Source organism: Aeromicrobium sp. P5_D10, assembly GCF_054049535.1.
Genome location: NZ_JBFUME010000004.1, coordinates 486,791 through 510,455, shown reverse-complemented (window position 1 = coordinate 510,455; position 23,665 = coordinate 486,791). Strand labels below are relative to the sequence as shown.

Sequence of the window (23,665 nt, the reverse complement as noted above, 5' to 3'; positions counted from 1 at the left end):
CACACATGACTGACTTCGAGACGATCGAACGCTTGCTGACGACCCGGCGTAGCTGCCGGGGATATCTGCCCGACGATGTTCCACGCGAAACAATCGAGCAGATCCTCGTCGCCGCTCAGCACACGGCGTCATGGTGCAACACCCAGCCGTGGCAGGTGCATATCCTCTCAGGCGAGGCCCGCAACGAGTTCTCGAAGCTGGCGATCGACAACGTCATCGCGATGTTGGGTCAACCTGCGCCGAGCGACTTCCCGTTCCCCTCGGCATACACCGGCGTCTACAGCGAGCGGCGCAAAGACGTGGGCTGGCAGTTGTACGAGGCAGTCGGCGTCCAGCGAGGTGACCGGGACGGAACGGCGGTGCAGATGTTGCGCAACTTCGAGTTCTTCGGGGCGCCGCATGTCGCGATCATCACGACTGAGGCTGATCTGGGGGTGTACGGCGCGATCGACTGCGGGTTGTACGTCAACTCGTTCATGCTTGCTGCCGAAGCACTCGGACTCGGCACGTGCGCGCAGGCCGCGATCGCCCAGGCCACCCCGGCAGTGCGGGAGTACCTGGACCTTCCGGACGCACGTCGAGTGGTCTGCGGCATCTCGTTCGGGTATCCGGATCCGGCCCACCCGTCGGCTCAGTTCATGTCACGACGGGCGCCTGTCAGCGATGCCGTGACATTCCTCGACTAGCTGCGCAGCGCCCCGATGCCGAGAACCGCAGCCAGCCCGAGGGCGCTGCGCGGGTGATACGCCGTGGTCCACAGTCCACCGTGTGCGGCATTGATTGCCTCGTCCTGCCACGGCTCGCCCTGCGGTGCTGCGCCGGAGCGCAGATCGTAGGCGAGCAGGGCAGCCATCAAGGTGTTGCTGGTCGCGGGATCGAAGATCTCCACACCGAACCGGTGAGAACCCGCATAGGCCGCCGCCAGAGCTTTGTTCTTGACGACCGATCGCGTGCGGGTCGCAGGGGCGACGTTGAGCGAGACGGTCGTGCCATTGGCGCGAGCCGTCGTGGCGCGCCAACGCTGTAGGCGTTTGGCGAGTGCGTAGTTGGGTCCTTGCTGCGGTACGAGGGCATCGCACACGCCTGGGTCGGCGTCCGGCGGATAGTTGCGCTGCAGCAGACGACCGCCGCTGATCGCGCGCACGGGGGTGCGAACGAGGCGTGAGAGTCCGCGGCGCGAGTACGCCGCATTGGCCCGCTCGACTTCCTCGGCGGGCGCCGCGAACGTATCTGTCGGCGTCGCCAGGAAAGCCAATGCGGTGTCTGGACGCTGTCGGATGAGGTGGTTCGCGAGGGCGTCGGCGGCCATCGACAACCGCACGTGGGTCGCACCATCGGCGTAGCAGTAGTTGCCGACCACCAGGCGTCCGCTGAGGCCGTCGAGCCAATGCGCGAGGGCCGGCAGTTCGGTCAACAAGTTGGCGCCGGTGTCGGCATCGTCGCCGTCGGTTCGTGTCGGGAGACGCAGTGTGCCGGCGCTCGGCGACGCGGTCTCGAGCACGCGTTCCTGGACGCCGGCGCGGGGCAGGTCGACGGCTACGACGTCCGCGCCCCAGCGCAACATCGCGCGGTAGGGCCCCATCTCTGCTCCGGCGCCCAGGACGACAACGGTGTCACCCTCAAGGCGCAGCCACTCGGGATTGTCCTGCACGGCCTGCACCGCTTCGGAGCATGACCGGGTGATGATCCCGTTCTCGACCCAGCGATCCAGCTGACCGAGCAGTGCCCGCCCGCTCAGGCGTTCGCCGCGGTAGGGGATCGACAGTTCGGTCTCCGGTGCCTCCGTGCCGACGATGGTCCGGGTCGAGAAGGTCTGCTCAGGTGGGGTGGAGTCGATCGCAGCGTCGAGGGCGATGTCGTCGAATCGCATGAGTTCGTGTGCACTTCGCAGACCGTCGGCCGCGATGGTGCGTGCCGCGGCAGGCGCGCCGATCCCGGCTTCCACCGCCCGGCGGAAATGAGTCAGGTAGCCGCGACGCCAGTTGGTCTCGTTCTCCACCGCTCGGGCGCCGACCGGATCGGCTTTCCGCAGAGCATCGGCCATGATCGTCCGCGCTGCCGCTGACGAGCTTTCGGAGGGGAAGCGGACTCCGTGATGCGTACTCATCTACTCAGAGTAGGAGCCTGATTCCTCCGCTCAGCAATGCGGCTTCAAAATCTTTTTCGGTGGTGGACCAATACCTGGTGGTCGGGGTGGCGAACTGGGGGTGTGACCACGACAACCGCAGCACCTCAGACAGCGCCCTGGTGGGCCGGAGCCCTGGCGGGCTTCCTCGCCGCGGCGTCCGGTGTTGCCGTCGGCACAGGTGCAGCCGCGCTGTTGCAGGGCGTTCCGTCACCGATCGAGTCGGTCGGCAACCGGGCGATCGACTATGCGCCGCCATTCCTGAAGGAGTTCGCGGTCAAGCAGTTCGGTACTGCCGACAAGCCGATTCTGATCGGCGGAGTCGTTGCGACCTTGGCCTTGTTCGCGATCGTCGCCGGCATCATCGGCCGCAAGCGGCCCCGCATCGCGATCGTCGCAGTCGGCTTGATCGGTCTGATCGCCGTCGTGTGCGCGGCCATCGACCGCACGACCACAGCGAGTCGCGCACTGACTTTGGTGCCATCGATCCTCACGGTGCTCGTCAGTCTCGGAGCACTCGTCCTACTGCTGGCCAATCTGCGCGGGCGCGAAGTGGCCGCCAACGCACATCCGCTCGGCCTGGGTCGCCGAGGATTCCTCAAGGCATCGCTCGGCGTCACAGCGCTGGTCCTGCTCGGTGGCGCAGTGGCCAATCTGTTCGGCAATGCCGCCGCAGCGGCTTCGCGGGCAGGTATCAAATTGCCGAAGGCCGCACGCCCGTCAGCCGTTGTCCCGGCCGGAGCGCAGGTAGACGTCGGTGGCGTCAGCAAGTTCGTGACGCCCAACCGCGACTTCTATCGCGTCGATACCGCGCTGCGGATCCCCGACGTCCCGGCCGAGGGCTGGAGCCTGCGTATCCACGGCATGGTCGACAAAGAACTCAACCTCACGTTCCGCGATCTGATGAAGATGCCGCTCGAAGAGCATCGTGTCACCTTGACCTGCGTCTCCAACGAGGTCGGCGGCCCGTATGTCGGCAACGCTCTGTGGCTCGGCATCCGCACCGCGACGTTGCTGGAGATGGCCGGAGTCCAAGACGGGGCCGATGCGATCAAGTCGACCAGCGCCGACCGATGGACGGCAGGAAGTCCGCTGGAGACCGTGACGGATGACCGCAATGCGATGGTCGCGATCGGCATGAACGGTGAACCGTTGCCGCTCGCCCACGGATTCCCGGCCCGACTCGTGATCCCGGGACTGTACGGCTTCGTATCGGCCACCAAGTGGCTCGTCGACATCGAAGTCACCCGCTTCTCGGACTTCAAGGGCTATTGGACGACGCGGGACTACACGGCGCTCGCGCCGATCAAGTTCTCCTCGCGCATCGACGTGCCCAAGTCGTTCCAGGCTTTCGCCAAGGACAAGGTCCGTTTCGGTGGTGTGGCCTGGGCGCAGACCGTCGGCATCGAGAAGGTCGAGGTCAGCATCGACAAGGGTGACTGGGTCGAGGCTGAGCTCGGTGCCGAAGACAACGCCGAGACCTGGCGACAGTGGAGCTACCAGTGGGACGACGCCACTGCGGGCACCCACCAGGTCACGATTCGCGCCACGAACCGCGATGGCGAGACACAGACTTCCGAACGGGCCTCGATTCGCCCGAACGGGACGACCGGCTGGCACAGCGTCCAGTTCCGCGTCGAGTAGGACGTACGACCGCACAACCGCACAACCGCACGAAACCCAACCACAAGGAGAAACACCATGCGTACAACCACAAAGACCCTCGCTGTCGCGGCGGTTGCCTCGCTGTCCCTCTTCACTGCTGCTTGCGGTTCGAGCGACAGCGAAGGGGAAGCCGCACCTGCGGACAAGGCCACGACGGACGCGCCCGACGAGGCGATGGCCGATCCGGCTGCCGATCTCGTGGGTGCGGGTTGCGCCGACTACGCCAAGGCGGTCCCGGACGGGGCGGGTTCGGTCAGCGGCATGTCGCAGGATCCGGTCGCCACGGCCGCCAGCAACAATCCCTTGCTCAAGAGCCTCGTCAAGGCCGTCTCGGGCCAGATCAACCCCGACGTCGATCTGGTCGACACCCTCAACGGCGGAGAGTTCACGGTCTTCGCACCGGTCGATACCGCCTTCGACGCGCTGTTCAAGCAGCTGGGTGAGGACGGGGTCAAGACGGTCTCCGAGGAGAAGGGCGGCGGGACACTTTCGGGCATCTTGACCTACCACGTCATCCCGGGCCAGATGGCTCCGGCCGACATCGACGGAACGTTCAAGACCGTCAACGGCGCGGACCTGACGGTCAAGGGGTTGGGCAATGAGATCACTGTCGGCGATAAGAGCGCCAAGGTCATCTGCGGTGGCGTCAAGACTGCCAATGCGACGGTGTACTTGATCGACAGCGTGCTCATGCCGCCCGCTGCCTGATTCACGACACTGCACGACAGCCGGGCCGGTCCGAGTTTTCTCGGGCCGGCCTGCTGGTTCCTCTGACACGGCGCCACTTGACCTCAACAGGGGTCGAGGCTCGATGATGGTGACCGGTAACAGGAGGACACCATGGATCTCGCAATCGAGACGCACCAACTCGTCAGGACGTTCGGTGACAATCGAGCCGTTGACGGAGTGGACCTGCAGATTCCCAGCGGCGGCGTCTACGGGGTCCTGGGCCCCAACGGTGCTGGCAAGACGACCACGATCCGGATGCTGGCCACCTTGCTGAAGCCGACGTCCGGCAGCGCCATCGTGCTGGGTCATGATGTCGTCGCGGAAGCGGGCGTCGTCCGCTCGAAAGTGGCGATGACCGGTCAGTTCGCCTCGCTCGACGAGGATCTCTCGGGCACCGAGAATCTGGTCATGCTGGCCCGGCTCTACGGATTCGGCTGGTCGGCGGCGCGCCGACGTGCGGCCGAGTTGCTCGACGCCTTCGAGCTGACTGACGCAGCCGATCGTCAGGTCAAGAAGTACTCCGGCGGTATGCGCCGGCGCATCGACATCGCGGGCAGCATTGTGGTGCGCCCTGAACTGATGTTCCTCGACGAACCGACAACGGGCCTGGATCCGCGCAGTCGCAATCAGGTGTGGGAGATCATCCGCGCCCTGGTGTCGGCGGGCACGACGGTGCTGCTGACAACCCAGTACCTCGATGAGGCCGACCAACTGGCCGATCGCATTGCGGTGATCGACCGGGGCAAGGTCATTGCCGAAGGAACCAGTGGGGAACTCAAGGCCTCTGTCGGCAGTGGTGCGCTGCATGTGCGTGTCGCCGATGCGTCCAGGCGCGACGACGCGATCGGTCTGCTGGAGGCCGGACTGTCGGCCGAAGCGACTCGTGAGGGCGATCCGGCCGCGCTCAGCATGAGGGTTTCGGATCCCTCCTCGGTGCCGGCGGTTCTGGCGTTGCTGGGCGATCACGGAATCGCCACGACCGAATTCTCACTCGGCCAGCCGAGCCTCGACGAGGTGTTCCTCGCGCTGACAGGTGAGCACGTGCAGGACTCCACCGACAGTGACAGCGGCGATGAGCTCGCCGAGCAAGGAGTCAATGTATGACCACCGACACTGCCCGCATGGACGTTAAGGTCGCTGCGGCTCTGGGCACGGGGGAGCGTCCGCCGGCGGCCTCGGCCGTTTCGTCGTCACTGACGTTCGGCTGGCGCGCACTGCTGAAGATCAAGCATGTGCCCGAGCAGCTGTTCGACGTCACGATGTTCCCGATCATGTTCACGCTGATGTTCACGTTCATCTTCGGTGGCGCGATCGCGGGCTCGCCGCAGGACTATCTGCCGTATCTCGCTCCGGGAATCCTGGTGCAGACGGTGGTGATGATCACGATGTACACCGCGATGACGATCAACAACGACATCGAGAAAGGCGTCTTCGACCGCATCCGCTCGCTGCCGGTGTGGCGCCCGTCCTTGCTCGTCGGATCGTTGCTGGGCGACACGCTCCGCTACACGATGGCCTCGACGATCATCATCGTGATGACGTTGATCCTGGGCTACCGGCCAGAGGGCGGCGTGGTTGGCGTCATCGCGGCGATCGCCTTGTTGCTGATCTTCTGCTTCAGCCTCAGCTGGATCTGGACGCTGTTGGGCTTCAAGCTCCGCACCCCCAATGCCGTCATGGGCGTCAGCATGATGGTGCTGTTCCCGTTGACCTTCTTGTCGAATGTGTTCGTCTCGCCCGACACGATGCCGAAGGCCCTGGAGAACATCGTCAAGGTCAATCCGGTCACGATTCTCGTCGACGCGGCCCGCAGCCTCATGAAGGGCGATCCTGACAGCGGCGCGATCATCACAGTGCTGATCATGTCGGCGGTGCTCGTCGCGGTCTTCGGCCCGCTGACGATGCGGGTCTTCGCCAACAAGTCCTGACGTGTCGGCCGGGCCGGGCCGCACCGGAACCTCGGAGCCGGTCCGGCTACGCTCCGGACATGGGCTCGATTCACCTCATCCGGCACGGCCAGGCGTCATGGGGAGCGGCTGACTACGATCAGCTCTCCGATCTGGGGGTTCGACAGTCGAGTGCGGTGGGGATGTCGTGGGAGGCGTCCGACTGGGCGCCGACCGAGGCGATCGCCGGCAGCCTGAAACGGCACGCGCAGACCGCGATCGCCGCGATAGATGCGTGCGGTCAAGGCGATGGCTACGACGTCGACGGTGGGTGGGACGAGTACGACATCCAGACCCTCGCCAATATGCAGGACGACGCTCTCGTGACCGCGGGTCAGAAGGCGGTCCAGCAGGCCTTGAACGTTGCGCTGACCGAATGGATGGCCGGCGAAGGCGAACACGTCGAGTCCTACCGTGAGTTCGTCGACCGGGTGCTCGCCGCGTTCGAGGTCGCGGCCGCTCGCGCGACCAAGGGGCGCACCGTCGCGGTGTTCACCTCGGGTGGCCCGATCGCGCAGGTCGTGTCGCACGTCTTGTGCGGCGACGACTCGCTGTTCCAGAAGTTCAACGACATCGTGTTCAATGCGAGCGTCACCACGATCATCGTGGGGGAGACCGGCCGCCGGGTGCTGGCATTCAACGAGCACACCCACCTGCCGAAGGACATGCTGACCTTCCGCTAAGTCCAGATACCGCTAGTATCTGAGTATGTCGATCGCCCCGCAGTCGCGTGTCCTCATCACTGGTGCCGGATCCGGGCTCGGTCTCGCGCTGGTGCGCCAGTTCGTCGAACGTGGCGGCCGGGTGCTCGCGACGGATGTCCATGCCGAGATCCCCGAGCCCCTGCGTGGCCTGGCCCAGGTGACGTACCGCAAGCTCGACGTGACCCAGGACGTCGATTGGGCCACCGCACGTGACTGGGTCACCGAGGAGTGGGATGGCCTGGACTATCTGTTCAACAACGCGGGAGTGGCTGCCGGCGGCCGCATCGAACTGTCGGAGATGGATCAGTGGCAGTGGATCGTCGACATCAACCTGCTGGGCGTCGCGCGGGGTTGCCGTATGTTCACCCCGATGCTCAAGGCACAAGGATCTGGTCACATCGTCAACACCGCATCGGCGGCCGGTCTGATCCATCCACCGCGCATGAGCGAGTACAACGCGGTCAAGGCCGGCGTCGTCGCGCTGAGTGAGACCCTGCTGCACGAGCTCAAACCGTTCGGAGTGCAGGTCTCGGTGATCTGCCCGACTTTCTTCAAAACCAATCTGACCGATTCACTGCGCGGTAAGGACGAAGCCGCACGCCAGTCGGCGGCCAAGCTCATCGACCGGTCGAGCGTGACGGCCGACGAGATCGCGGCGGTGGTCATCCGCGGTGTCGAAAAGAACCGGCACATCATCTTGACCGACCGCAACGGCCGGGTCGCCTATGCCGCCAAACGGTTCATGCGTCCCCTCTATTACAGGATGATGGCCAGAGCTTCGACCCAGATGAGCAAGAAGGACTGACATGTCGCGGACGAAGATGCGCAAGAACGTACTGATCACCGGAGCCAGCTCAGGTCTCGGAGCAGGCATGGCTCGCATCCTGGCCGCCAAAGGGCACCACCTCGCGCTCACGGCACGGCGAGTCGACCGGCTCGAGGCCCTGCGCGATGAGCTGCTCGCCGCCCATCCGGACATCGAGGTCGTGGTGCACGCGCTCGACGTCAACGACCACGATGCGGTCTTCTCGGTCTTCAAGCAGGCCGCCGCCGACCTCGGTGGGCTGGATCGGGTCATCGTCAACGCCGGGCTCGGCAAGGGCGGCCGGATCGGTACGGGCAAGTTCCACGCCAACAAGCAGACCGCCGAAACCAACTTCATCGCTGCACTGGCCCAATGTGAGGCCGCGATGGAACACTTCTACGCCCGCAAAGCAGGGCATCTTGTCGTGATCTCGTCGATGTCGGCGATGCGCGGCATGCCATCGTCGATGACGACATACGCCGCCACGAAGGCCGGCGTGGCGATGCTGACCGAAGGCATCCGATCGGATCTGATCGGTCGCAAGGGTCTCGACATCAAGGTCACGACACTGTTTCCCGGCTATATCGCTTCGGAGATGAACGAGGGGGTCCAACAGGAAACCCGGCTGATGGTCGACACCGAGACCGGATGTCGCGCGCTGGTCAAGAAGATCGAGGCCGAAGTAGCCGATGCGGCGGTTCCGGCTTGGCCATGGGCGCCGCTGGGTCAGGTCATGAAGCACGCGCCACTTGGCGTCGTACGCCGAATGGTCTGAATCGGCGAACACGGTAGGTTGGACGCGACGACCGTTCGCCAACGCAGGAGTGCCAGATGACCACGACACCCCCCGAGCCGGATCAACCCTTCGGCGTCAACCAGCCGGCATACCCGGGAGAGTCCGCAGGCCACGGATCGTATCCGGCCTCGCCCGCCCCCGCACCGGTCGACCAGCCGGGGTCGATCGCGACAGCGTGCAAGCTCATGCTGGTCGGCGCAGGACTCAGCGTCCTCACCCTTGTCTTCAGCCTGGCGACGATGGGCGATCTCAAGGATGAGATCCGAGACAAGATGGTCAAGGACGATCCCGATGTGAGCCAGTCGACGATCGACGCCGCCTACGCCATCGGTATCGGCTTTGCTGTGGTCTTCGGTCTGCTGGGCGCGCTCTTGTGGGTCTGGATGGCGTGGAAGAACGGTCAAGGACGCAAGTGGGCGCGCGTCGTGGCATCGGTCCTGGGTGGTCTCAATGTCGTCGGGGCGTTGTTCACGATCTCGGCGGGCAACGCCGGAACCCTCACAGTTGTCTCGACCCTGGTCAGTCTCGTCCTGGCGGTCGTGATCCTCGTGTTGCTCTGGAAGCCGGAGTCGACCCGCTTCTACGATGCGACGACGGCCTCGCGCATGCTGTGAATTCCTACTCGGGCAGCTTGACCCGTAGGAACGTCGGCCGATAGAGGAACGGATTGTCGTCGACCTTGGCGACATCGGTGTTGTTCTGGCTGTACGACACGACCACGGATCCCTTCTCGGGGAGCAGGTCTGGATGGGCCAGCGGCATATAGCGCAGCGTGCCCGACGACTCGTCCGAGGGGATCTGTGCGACGGGCTCGGAGGCCACGAACGGCCCGGTTGGGCTCGGTGCCGACCACACCACGAGGTCGGTGCCGAGGTACTCGTCCCGCTTGCTCACCGCGAACCAGCGCCCACCCTGCTCGAAGACACTGAGCGTCTGCGAGACACCTCTGACCGCGGGGATGAGGGTCGCCGCGCGTTCGGGATCCTTTTGCCATTTCGCGCCGTCCCAATAGCGCAGTTTGGTGGGATCGAGGATGTCGTCGGGCCGGATGCGCGCGACCTGGAGCGAGAAGCCGAACGAGTCGCCGGTGTTCGCTGTGCCGTACAGCAGGACCCAGCCGTCGTGGACGACGGAGGCGGCCCCCCAGGTCGGCCGGGACTTGTCGGAATCGTCGCGGCCGAGGTCTTGGACCTTGAGCAGCTGTGGCGGCTTGCCGCGGGCCGCGATGAACAAGGCGATTGACGGGCCGAGGTTCTCGAAGGCCAGTGCACCGTCGGGCGCCTTCGCGCCGCGAACCCGTTGCGCGGCCACCCCGACGAGGTCGTACCCGGTGCGCTCGACTTTGGCGATCGACATCGGCCAGTAGCCCACGCCGTCCGCGCGGTCGGGGATCAGCGCACCGTGATCGGCGGGCAGGATCACGTCGGCGCACCGGTCGTCGAAGACCAGCATCGAGTTGCGGACGAACCGTTGGCCGTCGAAGTCGGCGGCCCGGAGGGTGTCACCGAAGACCCAGAGCCGACGGCCGTCCTGCAGCGTCACGTCGGCGCCGACATCTGCTCCCTGGAACTCCGAACTGCCGCGCACCTTGGTCACGAACTTGTTGACCTGCGCCACGGAGGTGACCGGCTCGATCGGGATGCAGGACGTCTCAGTCGCGCGATCGACCGCTTCGAGCGTGACATCGCCTCCGCCGGGGGCGCTGGCGATCGCCGCGAACATGATGGCCGCGGCCGGGAGCGTCACTGCTGCGACGCGCACCCGCCACGGAAGCGGCCCCAAGCTCATACATATACCGTCGCACACCGCATAGGCTCACGGCATGGGACGAGGGCATATCGCGGCAGGCCTCGTCCTCGGCGTCGTCCAGATCTTGGTGATCGTCTCGCTCGCGCTCGCCGGTCCCGACGACAGCACCCACGCTGCGCCGATCCGCATCGTCGCACCGCCGGTTGTAGCGACGTCCCTGGTCGAGGCGGCCAATCAAGCTCCTGGCCGGCCTTTCGACGCCGGTGCCTTGGCGACTGCCGAGGAGGCCCGGGACAGCGTGCGTGCTGGGCGCAGCGTCGCGGCAGTCGTCGTCGATCTTGCACAGGAGCACGACGTCCTCTATCTCGCGTCGGCCCATGGCACAGCCCTCAACCGGGTCATCGAGCGCGAGGTCGACGCATTCGAAGGGGCATTCGGGCGTACCGCCGAGGTGCGCGATCTGGTCCCGGCCAAGTCCGGTGACGCCGACCACCGGCGTGTCTACTGGCTAGCCGTCGTCGCGGTGCTGACGGGCATCGCGGTGGCGGTCGCGATCACCTGGCGTCGTGGTCCGCGCGCAGAGACTCTGCTGGCCGGAACCCGCCGTTTCGTGGTGACGGGCTTGGTCTCCGTCGTGGTCGGCGGCGTCCTCGCAGTGCTCTATGCGAACTACTACGACACCGGCTTCGGTCCGTGGTGGCTCCTGACATCGCTCACGATCCTTGCGGCCGCCATGACGACTCTGGCCCTGCAGAGCCTGTTCGGCGTCGTGGGGATCGGTGTCGCTACGACGGTCATGGTGCTGACGGCCGCACCTTTGGTGACGCTCGCGCATCCGTTGATGCTCCCGCAGCCATGGTCGGCGATAACGGCCTGGTTGCCCCACGGGGCGATGCTGGACGGCGGCGCGAACCAGGCCTACTTCGGCGGTGGGCAGCTGCTACGACCGTTCCTGATCCTTGCGGCTTGGACGAGCTTGTCGGTCCTGACTTTGATCGTTTCGCGGCGAGAACGCGATAAGGAGCTCAGCGCCCGGTTCGCCACCGGGTGACGACGGGGGCGCTGGAGCCGTCGAGCGCGGTACTCCGGTCGAGCGGTTCCACAAGGTGCGCGACGACATCGTGCGCGATCCGGTAGGGCCGGTGGGACAGGACGGTGCCGAGTACTTTGCGGAGCCGCGACATCTCCGCCCGTACCGTGACGGTTCTGGTCGGATCGCCGAACAGATCATCCGCGAGCGCTGACGCCGAGCGCCCGTCGCGGTGCAACATCAGACTCAACAAGATCTCGCCGTGCCGTGGCGTCAGGCTATGGACCCACGTGCCGCTCGGCCCGGCGAGAGTCGCGTGCGGCACCCGGGACGACAGGTCGAGGCTGATCGAGGAGATTGCGTCTTCGCTCGACTCGTCTTGCACGGACAGTAGCCAGCCACCCGGTACGGGTTCTGCCGCTACCATCCCGAAGCCGGCCACCCAAGCGTCCCCGCCGGTGAACTGTGCCGGGAGGGCTACGCGTGTGGGTGGGACGAACCCCGTCGCTGCTGCCGTGATGCCGTCGTAGGTCACGACGAGGGCGCGCCCGTTCCGACGAGCGAGCAAGGGCGCGGCTATCGACCGGAGCAGATGGAGTCGATCCTGGGTCGCCGCGCGGATCTCCAGCTCGGCCAGTCGTGCCGCCAATGTCACGATCGACAAGGTTCCCGCGTGGACGGTGTGCGCGGGTCCGCTGAGATCGACGACGCCGAGGACACGGCCGGTCGATGGATCGCGCAGTGGCGCGGCCGCGCACGTCCACGGCGTGTGTGACTCCGCATAGTGTTCTGCGGCGTGGATGTGGACCGGCGCCTCGGTGACCAGGCAGGTTCCGATGGCGTTGGTGCCCACATTGCCCTCGGTCCACGCGGAGCCGCCGACGAAGCCGAGATGATCGGCGTGGCGCAGAACGCCTGTGGGTCCCTCACGCCACAGCACGCGGCCATCGACATCGGCGACGACCATGAGCTGGCCGGTTGCCTCACACGCCGGGATCAGGTGTTCGCGCAGCAACGGCATCAGGGGCTGCAGGCCGCTGGTCTCACGGCGTCGGAGCAGTTCGTCTCCGGGCAGCAGCGCGACAGAGGGTGCTCCGGCGGGGTTCATGCCCTGCGCCGTCATGCGACGCCAGGATGCCCGGATCACCGATCGGAGCGGGCGCCCGGGGCGTCCGTTTCCCAATGTCGCATCGCGGGAAAGGTGGCTGGCGCGGGTGCGATCGGTCGGCGGTGGAGTCGAACGGCTCATGATGCATCGTGCGTATTCGGCAGTTGCACAGCAGTTGCAACCTCTTGCAACTCTTCCGGGCCACAGCGTTCCCGGGGTGTGCTGTGAGTCACACCGACGAAGGGAGTCGATATGACTCAGACCATCGAACCCCCAGCCACGAAGGCGCGGACCGCGACGCCCACACCGCAGGAAAGGGTGGACCGTTGGTTGGCTGCCTTCGAGGCTGCACTCGCAGCGCGAGATGTCGAGGCTGCCGCCGAGATGTTCGCGGTCGACAGCTTTTGGCGCGACCTCGTCGCATTCACCTGGAATCTCGTGACGGTCGAGGGACGCGAGGGTGTCGCCGACATGCTCACCGAGCGTCTGACCGACGTCGACCCGACGGGATTCACGACCTCGGAGCCACCAACCGAGTCCGAGGGAGTGACCGAGGCGTGGATCGAGTTCGAGACCGCGACGGGTCGTGCCAAGGGCCATTTGCGACTCAAAGGCGACGAGGCCTGGACGCTGCTGACGTCGTTGCGGGAACTCAAAGGTTACGAAGAGGGCCTCGGCGAGCGTCGGCCTCAGGGCGTCAGCCATGAACTCTCGAAGGGACGCACGTCGTGGAAGGAGGAACGCGAAGCCGAAGCCGCTGAGCTCGGTTACGGCACGCAGCCCTACGTTGTGATCATCGGCGGGGGCCAAGGCGGAATCGCCGTGGGTGCACGTCTGCGTCAGTTGGGTGTCCCGGCCCTCGTGATCGACCGTTACGACCGCCCTGGCGACCAGTGGCGCTCCCGCTACAAGAGCCTGTGCCTGCACGATCCGGTCTGGTACGACCACATGCCGTATCTACCGTTCCCGAAGAACTGGCCGGTGTTTGCGCCGAAGGACAAGATCGGCGACTGGCTGGAGATGTACACCAAGGTCATGGAGGTGCCGTACTGGTCGCGCTCGACGGTGCTGGGCGCGACCTTCGACGAGGCTGACGGTGTCTGGAGTGTCACGGTAGACCGCGATGGACAGTCCGTCGAACTACGACCGACCCAGCTCGTCTTCGCCACTGGGATGTCGGGCAAGCCCAATATTCCAGAGTTCGCCGGCATGGATGTCTTCAAGGGCGAGCAGCAGCACTCGAGCCAGCATCCCGGTCCTGAGGCGTACGCCGGCAAGAAGGTTGTCGTGATCGGATCGAACAACTCTGCCTTCGACATCTGCGGAGCCCTGTGGGAGAACGACGCCGATGTGACGATGGTGCAGCGGTCGTCGACCCATATCGTGAAGTCGGCCTCGCTGATGGACATCGGTTTGGGAGATCTGTACTCCGAGCGGGCTGTCGAGGCCGGGATCACGACCGACAAGGCCGACATGATCTTCGCGTCATTGCCCTACCGGATCATGCACGAGTTCCAGATCCCGGCGTATCAGCAGATGGCAGAGCGCGACAAGGACTTCTATGACCGACTGGAGGCCGCAGGCTTCGATCACGACTGGGGTGATGACGGCTCAGGGCTGTTCATGAAGTACCTGCGTCGGGGTTCGGGCTACTACATCGATGTCGGTGCGGCCGAACTCGTCGCGGACGGGAAGGTCAAGTTGGCCCACGGCCAGGTCGATCATCTGACCGAGAACTCGGTCGTGCTGGAGAACGGGACCGAGCTCGAGGCAGATCTCGTGGTCTACGCGACGGGCTATGGCTCGATGAACGGGTGGATCGCCGACATCATCGACCAGGAGACCGCCGACCGGGTGGGCAAATGCTGGGGCCTCGGTTCCGACACGACCAAGGACCCCGGGCCGTGGGAGGGCGAGCAGCGCAATATGTGGAAGCCGACCCAGGTCGACCAACTGTGGATGCACGGCGGCAATCTGCACCAATCGCGCCACTATTCTCTGTACCTGGCCTTGCAACTGAAGGCGCGCTATGAGGGTATTTCGACGCCCGTCTACGGGCAGCAAGAAGTGCATCACCTCTCCTGAACTGCTCCGGCACCCTGAGCCGGAGCCCGTGAGCGTCGGTCGGGCCCACTGTGGCCCAGTGGCCCGGCTGACCTCGCCACCAAGTCCCGGGACACCCGGGCCGTGGGGCCACCGCGAACATCCAATTGCCCTCTGCAGGCCCCGCACGAAAGCTTGGTCGACCATGCCCACCCTCCCTTCTCGCGCCGCCCGCCCCACATGGTGGTCGTACGGACTCGCGAACCTAGCGGTCGTCGCCGTCGTCACGTTCGGCGCCTGGTACGCGTTCAGCGATCCCACGACGAGCCCCCTTGACGTGTATCCGCTGCCGTTCAATGCGGCGCTGTTCTGGGCGTTGCTGTTTGTCGTCTGGTCGGGATTCAACCTCGAGTTCAGTGGCTTCAGCAAGCTGCCGCAGCCTCTCATGGGGCTTGCCATCTTGGCCTCGACCGTGATTTTCGCAGTCGTCGTGACCTATGCCTTGTCTGCCGGCCTCGGCCATTTCGATGTCAACTTCTCGCCGGACCGCGAGGGCGGCACGGGCTACTTCACCGGAGCGCTGTTCGTGCTCTTTGGCTTCTCCACCTACGTCCTCGCCTCGGTGAGCTGGGGACATTGGCCGTGGACTGATCTCGGGCTGAAACAGCCGCTCGTGGGCCTGTGCGAGATCGCGTTCATGATCCTGCCGACCCTGGGTCTGTACGTCGTGCTCGGCATCCCTGCAGTGTCCGAGACAGTGCAGAGCGGGACAGCCCTGATGAGCGTCGACACATTGCTTGGCTGGTATTACTCGCTGATCGTGGCAATCGTGTTGACCGGATCGACGATGGAGAACTGGCCGTGGCGTCTCATGGGCACCCGCGCACGGGTTGCGGCCGCGGCAACGGTGGGGAACATCGTGCTCGGAACGGTCCTCTACTTCGCGCTGCTCGCCGTGTGCAGGGCCGTCATCGGGTCCACGACGGTTGACGCCCTGGGCGGCGTGATCCATCAGTTCCCGTCGCAGCTCGGCGTCTGCTGGGTGGCCTGGATGATCATGTGGGCCAATGCGTTCGGCAACAGGCCGACGGCGCTCGGCGAGCTGGCGAACTTCGCTGCCCGGGCCGCCATCACCTTCGGCCTCGCGCTCGGCACGTTCATCCTCTACTACTACGTCCTGGCCGAGCACCTACTCCACGAGCCGGCAGTTGCGGGTCGTCTGCACGGTAATGCTCTCGGGTTCATGGACCTGTTCGCGCTGGTCGCCCTGCTGTACGTCGTCGGATTCGGATCGTTCCCGTTCCGCGCACCTCAGCAGCCTGCCGCGGAGCTCCAGATTCCCTCCACCGCCTCCACCCCACTAGAAGGAGCAGCATCATGAAGGCAGCACGTTTCTACGGTCCCGGCGACATCCGGATCGACGACATCGCGGAGCCCGCGGTTCAACCCGGCACGGTCAAGGTCGAAGTGGAGTGGTGCGGTATCTGCGGCACCGACCTGCACGAGTACCTGGAGGGGCCGATCTTTGCGCCGGCCGCCGGTGCGCCGCACCCATTGACTGGCGAGACGGTACCGATCACGCTGGGGCACGAGTTCGCCGGCATCGTCCATGAGGTGGGCTCAGGTGTCACCGATGTGCACGTGGGGGACCGGGTTGTCGTCGAGCCGTACATCATCTGCGGCCGCTGCGATGCGTGCCAGCAGGGCCGTTACAACGTGTGCGCGACGCTCGGGTTCGTCGGACTGTCCGGCTACGGAGGCGGCTTCTCGCAGTTCGTCGTCGCGGAACGTCGGTGGATTCACCCGCTCGGTGACCTGGGCACCGACGTGGGTGCACTGATCGAGCCACTCGCCGTGGCCTATCACGCCGTACGGTTGTCCGGCGCTCGTCCGGGGCACTCGGCGTTGGTGTTCGGGGCTGGCCCCATCGGACTCGTCACGACGGCGGCGTTGCGAGCCGCAGGGGTCGAAGACATCATCGTGGTGGAGCCAGCCGATGTCCGGAAGGCCAAGGCAGGCCCGGCGGGTGCTGACCACATCATCGACCCCACCACGACCGACGTCCTGGGCGAGGTCATGGAGCTGACCAAGGGGCGCGGTGCCGATGTCTCGTTCGAGTGCGCCGGCATCGACCAGGTGCTCAAGTCGGCGATCCAGTCGACGCGTGTCGGTGGCACCTGCGTCAACGTCGCGATCTGGGGCCATGAGGCGAGCGTCGCGATGAATGACCTGGTGTTCCGCGAGGTCAACGTGCTGGGGAGCCTCGCCTACGCCGGAGACCATCCCGCGACGATCGAGATGGTCGCGAGCGGCAAAGTCGATCCCTATCAGTTCATCACGGGCCGGATCGAACTCGACGACATCGTCAAGGACGGCTTCGACGAGCTGATTAACAACAAGGAGGAGAACGTCAAGATCTTGGTGAAGCCCTGAGCCATCGTCATCACACCCGGCCCCAGATTGGGGCTGGGTGTGGGTCAGGTAAGCAGGGAGGTGGCGAGTTTGCCAACCTGGTCGAACTCGATCAGGAAGCCGTCGTGCCCGAAGGGGGAGTCGACCACCGCGAGCGGATCAGCACCGGGGATCCCATCGGCCAGCTCTTGCTGTTGGTGCAGGGGATAGAGCCGATCGGAGCTGATTCCCGCGACGATCGTACGGGCGGTGATGCGTCCGAGAGCGGCCTTGATGCCACCTCGGTCGCGACCCACATCATGGGTGTCCATCGCCGAGGTCAAAGTGATGTACGAGTTGGCGTCGAATCGCTGCACGAGTTTGGCGCCGTGGTGCTGCAGATACGAGTCGACAGCCCAACGCCCATCGGGCTGGACAGTACGACCGAAGCGTTCTTCGAGTTCGGCTTCGCTGCGGTAGGCGATATGGGCGATACGGCGCGCCAGGTCGAGTCCGGCCAATGGGCCTCGAGGTCCGTCATAGTAGTCCCCGTCGTACCAGGACGGATCATTGTGGATCGCGGCGATCTGCGTGCGGGACAGCGCGATCTGTTCGGCCGATGCGGCCGCGGATGTGGCCAGCAGGAAGAGACGCTCGACCCTCGGCGCGTACTCGATCGCCCATTCGACACCCCGCATGCCACCTGCGGAGCCGCCGATGACCGCGTACCAGCTGGCGATGCCGAGCTGGTCGGTCAGCGCGGCTTCGGAACGGACCTGGTCGCGAACGGTGAGCGCTGGGAACGAGCCGCCCCACGGCAACCCGTCCGGATCGAGGGACGCCGGGCCGGTCGATCCCTGACAACCGCCGAGGATATTGGCGGCGACGACGAAGAACCGGTTGGTGTCGATCGCTTCACCGGGACCCACGAGCGAGTCCCACCAGCCGGCCGAGACGTGCCCGGGACCGGCCGGTCCGTGCACGTGGCTGTCTCCGGTCAGAGCGTGCAGAATCAGGACCGCATTCGAGCCGTTGAACGTTCCCCACGTCTCGTAGGCGATGCGGACGTCCGGCAAAGTGATGCCGGAATCGAGGAGGATATCGCCGATATCGGCGAACTTTCGGGCACCCGGAGGATCCCCCTCTCGCCACGCGCCGGTGACGAGAGAGGGATCAATGCCGGGTGCGAGTGTCACTGCTGCAGCGTCACTTTGCGGCGTTGAGGCCGGTCTCGAGGTCAGCGAGGATGTCCTCGATGCCCTCCAGGCCGATCGCCAGACGTACGAGTCCGGGGGTCACGCCAGCGGCGGCGTGCTCCTCGGGAGTGCCCTGCGAATGGGTTGTGCTGGCCGGGTGGATCGCGAGGCTGCGCACGTCACCGATGTTGGCGACGTGGCTGAACAGCTCGAGCGCGTCGATGAACGCCTTGCCGGCCTCGATACCGCCCGGCAGCTCGAACGTCAGTACCGCGCCTGAACCGCGCGGAACGTACTTGTCGGCCAGAGCCTTGTAGGGGCTACTGTCGAGGCTCGCCCACGTCACCTTGGCGACGTCGGAACGGGCTTCGAGCCATTCGGTGACCTTGCGCGTGTTCTCGATGTGGCGCTCGATGCGCAGGCTCAGCGTCTCGAGGCCCTGCGACAGCAAGAAGGCGTTGAACGGCGAGACCGCAGCACCGATGTTGCGCAGGTACTGCACGCGCAGCTTGGCGATGTACGCGGCCGGTCCGAGGGCGTCGGCGAATACGAGTCCGTGATAGCTCGGGTCGGCCGTCGTGAAACCGGGGAACTTGTCGCCATGGGCGGCGTAGTCGAACGTGCCGGCATCGATCACGACGCCGGCGACGGCAGTGCCGTGTCCGCCGATGTACTTGGTCGCCGAGTGCACCACGGTGTCGGCGCCATGCTTGAACGGGTTGAGCAGGAAGGGCGTTGCGATCGTGTTGTCGACGATGAACGGGACGCCGATCTCCTTGGCGACGGCCGAGATCGTCTCGAGGTCGAGGATGTCGCCCTTGGGGTTGCCGATCGTCTCGCCGAAGAACGCCTTGGTGTTGTCCTGCGCGGCGGCGCGCCAAGCGTCGGCGTTGTTGGTGTCCTCGACGAACGTCACGGTGATACCGAGCTTCGGGAAGGTGTGACGCAGCAGGCTGTCGGTTCCGCCGTAGAGGCTTGCGGACGCGACGATGTGGTCACCGGCCTCGGCGACATTGGTCAGCGCGCCGGTCGTGGCGGCCTGGCCGGATGCGAACAGGAGCGCTCCGACGCCACCCTCGAGGGCGGCGAGGCGCTCTTCGACGGCGCCCTGTGTGGGGTTCATGATGCGGGTGTAGATATTGCCCGGCTCGGCGAGGCTGAACAGATCAGCTGCGTGCTGGGTGTCGCGGAACTGGTACGACGTCGTCTGGTAGATCGGCAGCGCGCGTGCACCCGTCGTCGGGTCGGCCGTCTGGCCGGCGTGGATCTGCTTGGTCTCGAATGACCACTGATCGCTCATGGGGAGTCTCCTGGAATCAAAGAAGGGGGTGCCTTTGAGACTGCCACCGTCTCACCAAATGGCAAGGGCGTCTCAATATGCGGTCCATACGAGGGTATCGAGTCGCTACGACATCGTGAACGGCTGGGCTGTCGACTCCAGCACGGACAGCCAAAGATCCCCGTCAGGAGAGACATTGTGCGATCGGGCGGTCACAAAGGGGATGGGTACGTTGACGAAGCGGTGCCGCCGACGTCCGACGACCATATCGGTGCGCCCGGCCATCGCGGCGTGGACCGCAGTCTGGGCGAGACGGGCGCAATACACCGAGTCGGACGCGTCGGCCGGAACCGAACGGATCGCATAGCCGGGATTGAAATATCTCATCGTCAGTGGACGCTCTTCGGCCGTGAAGTGCTTGCCGATCTGCTCGCGCAGGAATCCGGCGATATCGCCCAGGACGGCGTTTCCGCTGGCGTCGGTGCGGTCGCCGGCCGGGAGCAGGTGCTGACCGGCGCCTTCGGCCAGGACGATGACGGCGCTGCCGCGTTCCTCGACCCGCCGGGACAGCAGGGCAAGCAGTCCGTTGTCACCGTCGAGGGAGAAGCCGACTTCGGGGATCAGCACGAAGTCGGCGTCGTGATTGGCCAATGCGGCGTAGCAGGCGATGAATCCCGCATGGCGTCCCATGACCTTGACGATCCCGACGCCTCCGACGGCGGCTTCGACCTCCACGCGTGCGGCCTTGATCGATTCGGAGGCCTTCGCGAAGGCGGTTGAGAAGCCGAAGCTCTGCCCGATGTGCGGAATGTCGTTGTCGATCGTCTTCGGTACGCCGACCACGGAGATCGACAACCCGCGGGCCGCGATCTCGGCGCCGATGTTGTGGGCACCCCGCATCGACCCGTCACCGCCGATCACCATGAAGATGTCGATGCCGAGTTCGACGAGTCGGTCGACGATCTGCACCGGATCCTGTGCGCCGCGAGAAGAGCCGAGGATCGTGCCCCCGCGCTCGTTGATGCGCGAGACGAACGCGGGTGTCAGCGGTATCACCGGGTGACCGTTGGCCTCGATCAGGCCGGCATAGCCGTGTTGGAATCCGACCACATCGCGGACGCCGTAGTGGGTGTGTAGTTCCAACACGATCGCGCGGATGACGTCGTTGAGACCGGGACACAGGCCGCCGCACGTCACGACGCCGACCTTGGTCGTGGCGGGGTCGAAGAAGATCCTCCGCCGGGGACCTCCGGCTTCGAACGTCGGCAGCTGTTCCAGCTCGACTCCGCGCGAGGCGATCAGTTCGAGTGTGTCGTCGTAGAGGATGCGATCGGTCTCTCCGACGTAGTACTCATTGGTTTCACGCTCTCCCACGTAGAGCGCCAACGGGCTGTCGATGGTGGGCGTGCCCAGCGAGCGGACTTGGAGATCGTCAAGGGTGACCACAAGACGATGCTATCGGCGCTACGGCCTACTGCGTTCGATGAGCAACTCCACGCCGTCAAGTAGGCGTGCCAGGCCGAATTCGACCTCGTCGGTGTACGAGCGGTCGAATGCGCCCGAGTACCAGATCCGGGTCATGTTCGGGAATCGTTCGGGGGAGTAGAACGTGCTCCAGAAGTTCGACCGGGACTCCCAGTACTCGTCGGCACTCACGCCGGTGTTGGCCGAGACGCTGGTGTCGGTGATGCTGCTGCGGGCGACGCCGAACACGTGGGACTCGACGAGTCCGGTGACCCGCACCACCTCGTAGTCGGACAGGCCGGTGAGACTGACAGCTCGGTAGAGGTCTTCCTGGACGTCGAGAACATGAGGACCTAGAGGCATGCGCCACAGGTTCGAACGGATCAACCACGGATGGATCTGATAGGTCGACCAGGCTTCCCGGGCATGGTGTTCGACCTGGGCTCGCCACGGCAGGGACGGGTCGGCCAGCGTGCGATCGCCCCACGCACGGTCGATCATCAGCTCGAACAGTTCGTCGCGTCCGGGCACGTAGGTGTACAGGCTCATCGTGCCGACCCCGAGTTCGGCAGCGACATTGCGCATCGAGAGTTTGTCGAAGCCATCGCGTGCCGCCACGGTGATTCCGGCTGCCACGACTTGGTCGAGGCTCAGGCGCTGCTTCGGCCCACGACCCGGCGGCGGCGGTGGGTCCCACAGCAACTGGATCATGTGCCGCCCCTCGGGCGTGCCCCATTCCTGCTCGGCACCGGCCTCGGGCGCCTCGGGCGATTCGCTCATGACGGGATCCTGTCGCACGGTTTTGTCACACCGTACACCGTATGATGTTATGGTTCGCATTCAGTACGACGTACGGAGAGGCAGTCATGATCCACACCCATGACCTGACCCGGACCTTCGAGTCCGGCAAAGAAACGGTTGAGGCGGTGCGCGGCATCGATCTCGACGTGGCCGAGGGCGAGCTGGTCGCCTTCCTCGGCCCCAATGGCGCAGGCAAGTCCACGACACTGCGCATGCTGACGAGCCTGTTGCCGCCGACGTCTGGAACGGCCCGGGTCGCGGGCATCGACGTCGTCGACGATCCGGCCGGAGTGCGCCAGCGCATCGGCTACATCGGCCAAAAGGATGGAGCCGGGCACAACTACCGGGTCTGGGACGAGCTGCTGATGCAGGGGCGCTTCTACGGTCTGAGCAAGCAACGCTCGGCAGAGCGCGCGGACGAGCTGCTGGCCACGCTCGACCTCGAGGGCATGAAGATGCGCAAGGTCAGCACCCTTTCGGGCGGTCAGAAGCGGCGCCTCGACATCGCCCTCGGTCTGATCCACGAGCCGGCCTTGTTGTTCCTCGATGAGCCGTCCACCGGTATGGACCCGCAGAACCGTGCCAACCTGTGGGATCACATCCTCAAGCTGCGCCGGGAATTCGGTACGACGATCGTCCTCACGACGCACTATCTGGAGGAGGCCGACTCGATGGCCGAGCGGGTCGTCGTGATCGACCACGGGAAGATCATCGCCGACAACACAGCCGATGCGCTCAAGGCCGAGCAAGCCGGCGACCGCATCACGGTCACGGTCGGCGCCGGAGATGCCGCGACGACTCGCGACGTCGTGGGTTCGATCGGGACCGAGCTGGCCCAGCACGTCGTCTCTGACGGCGTGGACGTTTCATTCCGGGTCGACGCGGGGCCGACCGCGCTGCCCGGCGTCCTGCGAGCCCTCCACGACAAGGGTGTCGTCGTCGCGGCCGCGACGCTCAAACAACCGACTCTCGACGACGTCTTCCTCAACCTGACTGGCCGCAGCCTGCGCGAAGGAGCAGAAGCATGAGCACCGTGTCCGCATCAATACCGACAACCGCACCCGTCAGGCGTTCGTTGCTGGGCGACATCCAGTCGGTCTGGCTTCGTGAGACGCTCACGATCCTGCGCGACCCGTTCTCGCTGATCTTCTCTCTCATCCAGCCCCTGGTGTTCTTGGGATTGTTCGGCCCGCTGTTGTCGGGTGTCTCCGGCGAGGGTGGCCTGGGCTTCGGTTCAACACTCCAGTTCTTCCTGCCGGGTGTCGTGGTCATGATCACGATGTTCGGCACGTCCATGACGGGAGCCAATCTGCAGTTCGAGATCATGACCGGCGCATTCGAGCGCATTCTGGCCACGCCGCTGGCCCGCCAGGCGCTGTTGATCGGGCGGGCGCTCAAGGAGCTCACCCCGCTTGTCGTCCAGGCACTCGTCATCACGTTGATCGCGGTGCCGTTCGGCTTCGACCTGTACCCCGCGCATATCGTTGTCGGGCTGTTGATCCTCGGCGTATTCGGTGTCGGTGTGGGTGCGCTGTCGTATGCGTTGGCGATCGCGACGCGCAAGAACGAGTGGGCGTTCTGGGCCGTGCAGCAGTCATTGCTGTTCCCGTTGCTGATCCTGTCGGGCATGATGCTGCCGCTGGAAACCGGACCGGAATGGATGCAGGTGTTGTCGAAGTTCAACCCGTTGACCTACATCGTCGACGCCGAGCGGATCTTGTTCTCGGGCACATTCGACGATACGGCGGTGCTGTACGGAATCGCCGCGGCGATCGTGACAGCGGTCGCCGGGCTCTGGGTCGGCGTGCGAACTGTGACGAAGACGGTGCTGTGA

22 protein-coding genes are annotated in these 23,665 nt (G+C 65.3%); 15 read left to right on the top strand and 7 right to left on the bottom strand.

Annotation, left to right across the window (positions count from 1 at the left end; all coding sequences use genetic code 11):
* The first annotated feature begins 5 nt into the window (after positions 1-5).
* Complete coding sequence (locus tag ACXJKC_RS10225; RefSeq protein ID WP_456696592.1) at positions 6-686, top strand: nitroreductase; 681 nt, start codon at positions 6-8, stop codon at positions 684-686.
* Here ACXJKC_RS10225 and ACXJKC_RS10220 read toward each other — a convergent pair.
* Entirely contained in the window at positions 683-2,107 is a 1,425-nt protein-coding gene (locus ACXJKC_RS10220) for a hypothetical protein (RefSeq protein ID WP_456696591.1), read from the bottom strand. The genes ACXJKC_RS10225 and ACXJKC_RS10220 overlap by 4 nt on opposite strands.
* Before the next feature lie 102 nt (positions 2,108-2,209).
* Here ACXJKC_RS10220 and ACXJKC_RS10215 point away from each other — a divergent pair, with 102 nt between their 5' ends.
* From ACXJKC_RS10215 to ACXJKC_RS10180, 8 genes are all read left to right on the top strand, one after another.
* Positions 2,210-3,769 (top strand): molybdopterin-dependent oxidoreductase, encoded by a 1,560-nt coding sequence (locus tag ACXJKC_RS10215; RefSeq protein ID WP_456696590.1) that lies wholly within the window; start codon positions 2,210-2,212, stop codon positions 3,767-3,769.
* Positions 3,770-3,826: 57 nt separating this feature from the next.
* Positions 3,827-4,498, top strand: coding sequence for a fasciclin domain-containing protein (locus tag ACXJKC_RS10210; protein WP_456696589.1), 672 nt, complete (start codon positions 3,827-3,829; stop codon positions 4,496-4,498).
* Positions 4,499-4,630: 132 nt separating this feature from the next.
* Complete coding sequence (locus tag ACXJKC_RS10205; protein ID WP_456696588.1) at positions 4,631-5,623, top strand: ATP-binding cassette domain-containing protein; 993 nt, start codon at positions 4,631-4,633, stop codon at positions 5,621-5,623.
* On the top strand, positions 5,620-6,447 hold the full coding sequence (locus tag ACXJKC_RS10200; RefSeq protein ID WP_456696587.1) for an ABC transporter permease: 828 nt from the start codon (positions 5,620-5,622) through the stop codon (positions 6,445-6,447). The genes ACXJKC_RS10205 and ACXJKC_RS10200 overlap by 4 nt, the downstream gene beginning before the upstream one ends.
* A gap of 59 nt (positions 6,448-6,506) precedes the next feature.
* Positions 6,507-7,148, top strand: coding sequence for a histidine phosphatase family protein (locus tag ACXJKC_RS10195; RefSeq protein ID WP_456696586.1), 642 nt, complete (start codon positions 6,507-6,509; stop codon positions 7,146-7,148).
* Between the two features lie 25 nt (positions 7,149-7,173).
* Positions 7,174-7,974 carry an SDR family NAD(P)-dependent oxidoreductase gene (locus tag ACXJKC_RS10190; protein ID WP_456696585.1) on the top strand — a complete coding sequence of 267 codons (801 nt, stop codon included), beginning with the start codon at positions 7,174-7,176 and terminating at the stop codon, positions 7,972-7,974.
* Between the two features lies 1 nt (position 7,975).
* Positions 7,976-8,749 (top strand): SDR family oxidoreductase, encoded by a 774-nt coding sequence (locus tag ACXJKC_RS10185; RefSeq protein WP_456696584.1) that lies wholly within the window; start codon positions 7,976-7,978, stop codon positions 8,747-8,749.
* Positions 8,750-8,805: 56 nt separating this feature from the next.
* Positions 8,806-9,384, top strand: coding sequence for a hypothetical protein (locus ACXJKC_RS10180; RefSeq protein ID WP_456696583.1), 579 nt, complete (start codon positions 8,806-8,808; stop codon positions 9,382-9,384).
* 4 nt (positions 9,385-9,388) lie between these two features.
* Here the strand turns inward: ACXJKC_RS10180 and ACXJKC_RS10175 are convergent, their stop codons facing one another.
* Positions 9,389-10,558 carry a DUF4185 domain-containing protein gene (locus ACXJKC_RS10175; protein ID WP_456696582.1) on the bottom strand — a complete coding sequence of 390 codons (1,170 nt, stop codon included), beginning with the start codon at positions 10,556-10,558 and terminating at the stop codon, positions 9,389-9,391.
* Between the two features lie 34 nt (positions 10,559-10,592).
* Here ACXJKC_RS10175 and ACXJKC_RS10170 point away from each other — a divergent pair, with 34 nt between their 5' ends.
* The gene (locus tag ACXJKC_RS10170) at positions 10,593-11,570 is read left to right on the top strand and encodes a hypothetical protein (RefSeq protein ID WP_456696581.1); all 978 of its coding nucleotides are present in this window, start codon (positions 10,593-10,595) and stop codon (positions 11,568-11,570) included.
* Here ACXJKC_RS10170 and ACXJKC_RS10165 read toward each other — a convergent pair.
* On the bottom strand, positions 11,545-12,798 hold the full coding sequence (locus tag ACXJKC_RS10165; protein ID WP_456696580.1) for a GAF domain-containing protein: 1,254 nt from the start codon (positions 12,796-12,798) through the stop codon (positions 11,545-11,547). The two genes, ACXJKC_RS10170 and ACXJKC_RS10165, sit on opposite strands and share 26 nt — an antisense overlap.
* Before the next feature lie 111 nt (positions 12,799-12,909).
* On the opposite strand from ACXJKC_RS10165, the gene ACXJKC_RS10160 reads away from it, so the two are divergent.
* From ACXJKC_RS10160 to ACXJKC_RS10150, 3 genes are all read left to right on the top strand, one after another.
* Positions 12,910-14,742 carry a flavin-containing monooxygenase gene (locus ACXJKC_RS10160; protein ID WP_456696579.1) on the top strand — a complete coding sequence of 611 codons (1,833 nt, stop codon included), beginning with the start codon at positions 12,910-12,912 and terminating at the stop codon, positions 14,740-14,742.
* 163 nt (positions 14,743-14,905) lie between these two features.
* The gene (locus tag ACXJKC_RS10155) at positions 14,906-16,081 is read left to right on the top strand and encodes a hypothetical protein (protein ID WP_456696578.1); all 1,176 of its coding nucleotides are present in this window, start codon (positions 14,906-14,908) and stop codon (positions 16,079-16,081) included.
* Positions 16,078-17,133, top strand: a complete 1,056-nt coding sequence (locus ACXJKC_RS10150) for a 2,3-butanediol dehydrogenase (RefSeq protein ID WP_456696577.1) — start codon at positions 16,078-16,080, stop codon at positions 17,131-17,133. Before ACXJKC_RS10155 ends, ACXJKC_RS10150 begins: the two co-directional genes overlap by 4 nt.
* Before the next feature lie 44 nt (positions 17,134-17,177).
* On the opposite strand, the gene metX is transcribed toward ACXJKC_RS10150, so the two are convergent.
* The 4 genes from metX to ACXJKC_RS10130 all read right to left on the bottom strand — a co-directional run bounded on the left by metX (position 17,178) and on the right by ACXJKC_RS10130 (position 21,810).
* Positions 17,178-18,287: a homoserine O-acetyltransferase MetX gene (metX, locus tag ACXJKC_RS10145; protein ID WP_456696576.1), complete on the bottom strand. Its 1,110-nt coding sequence runs from the start codon at positions 18,285-18,287 to the stop codon at positions 17,178-17,180.
* Between the two features lie 10 nt (positions 18,288-18,297).
* On the bottom strand, positions 18,298-19,587 hold the full coding sequence (locus ACXJKC_RS10140; RefSeq protein ID WP_456696575.1) for a bifunctional o-acetylhomoserine/o-acetylserine sulfhydrylase: 1,290 nt from the start codon (positions 19,585-19,587) through the stop codon (positions 18,298-18,300).
* A gap of 105 nt (positions 19,588-19,692) precedes the next feature.
* Complete coding sequence (locus ACXJKC_RS10135) at positions 19,693-21,012, bottom strand: ATP-dependent 6-phosphofructokinase (protein ID WP_456696574.1); 1,320 nt, start codon at positions 21,010-21,012, stop codon at positions 19,693-19,695.
* 18 nt (positions 21,013-21,030) lie between these two features.
* A complete protein-coding gene (locus tag ACXJKC_RS10130) occupies positions 21,031-21,810 on the bottom strand; it encodes a TetR/AcrR family transcriptional regulator (RefSeq protein WP_456696573.1) in 780 nt (259 codons plus the stop codon).
* 41 nt (positions 21,811-21,851) lie between these two features.
* Here ACXJKC_RS10130 and ACXJKC_RS10125 point away from each other — a divergent pair, with 41 nt between their 5' ends.
* Together ACXJKC_RS10125 and ACXJKC_RS10120 are read left to right on the top strand one after the other, a co-directional pair.
* A complete protein-coding gene (locus ACXJKC_RS10125) occupies positions 21,852-22,859 on the top strand; it encodes an ATP-binding cassette domain-containing protein (protein WP_456696572.1) in 1,008 nt (335 codons plus the stop codon).
* Positions 22,856-23,665, top strand: a complete 810-nt coding sequence (locus ACXJKC_RS10120) for an ABC transporter permease (RefSeq protein ID WP_456696571.1) — start codon at positions 22,856-22,858, stop codon at positions 23,663-23,665. Before ACXJKC_RS10125 ends, ACXJKC_RS10120 begins: the two co-directional genes overlap by 4 nt.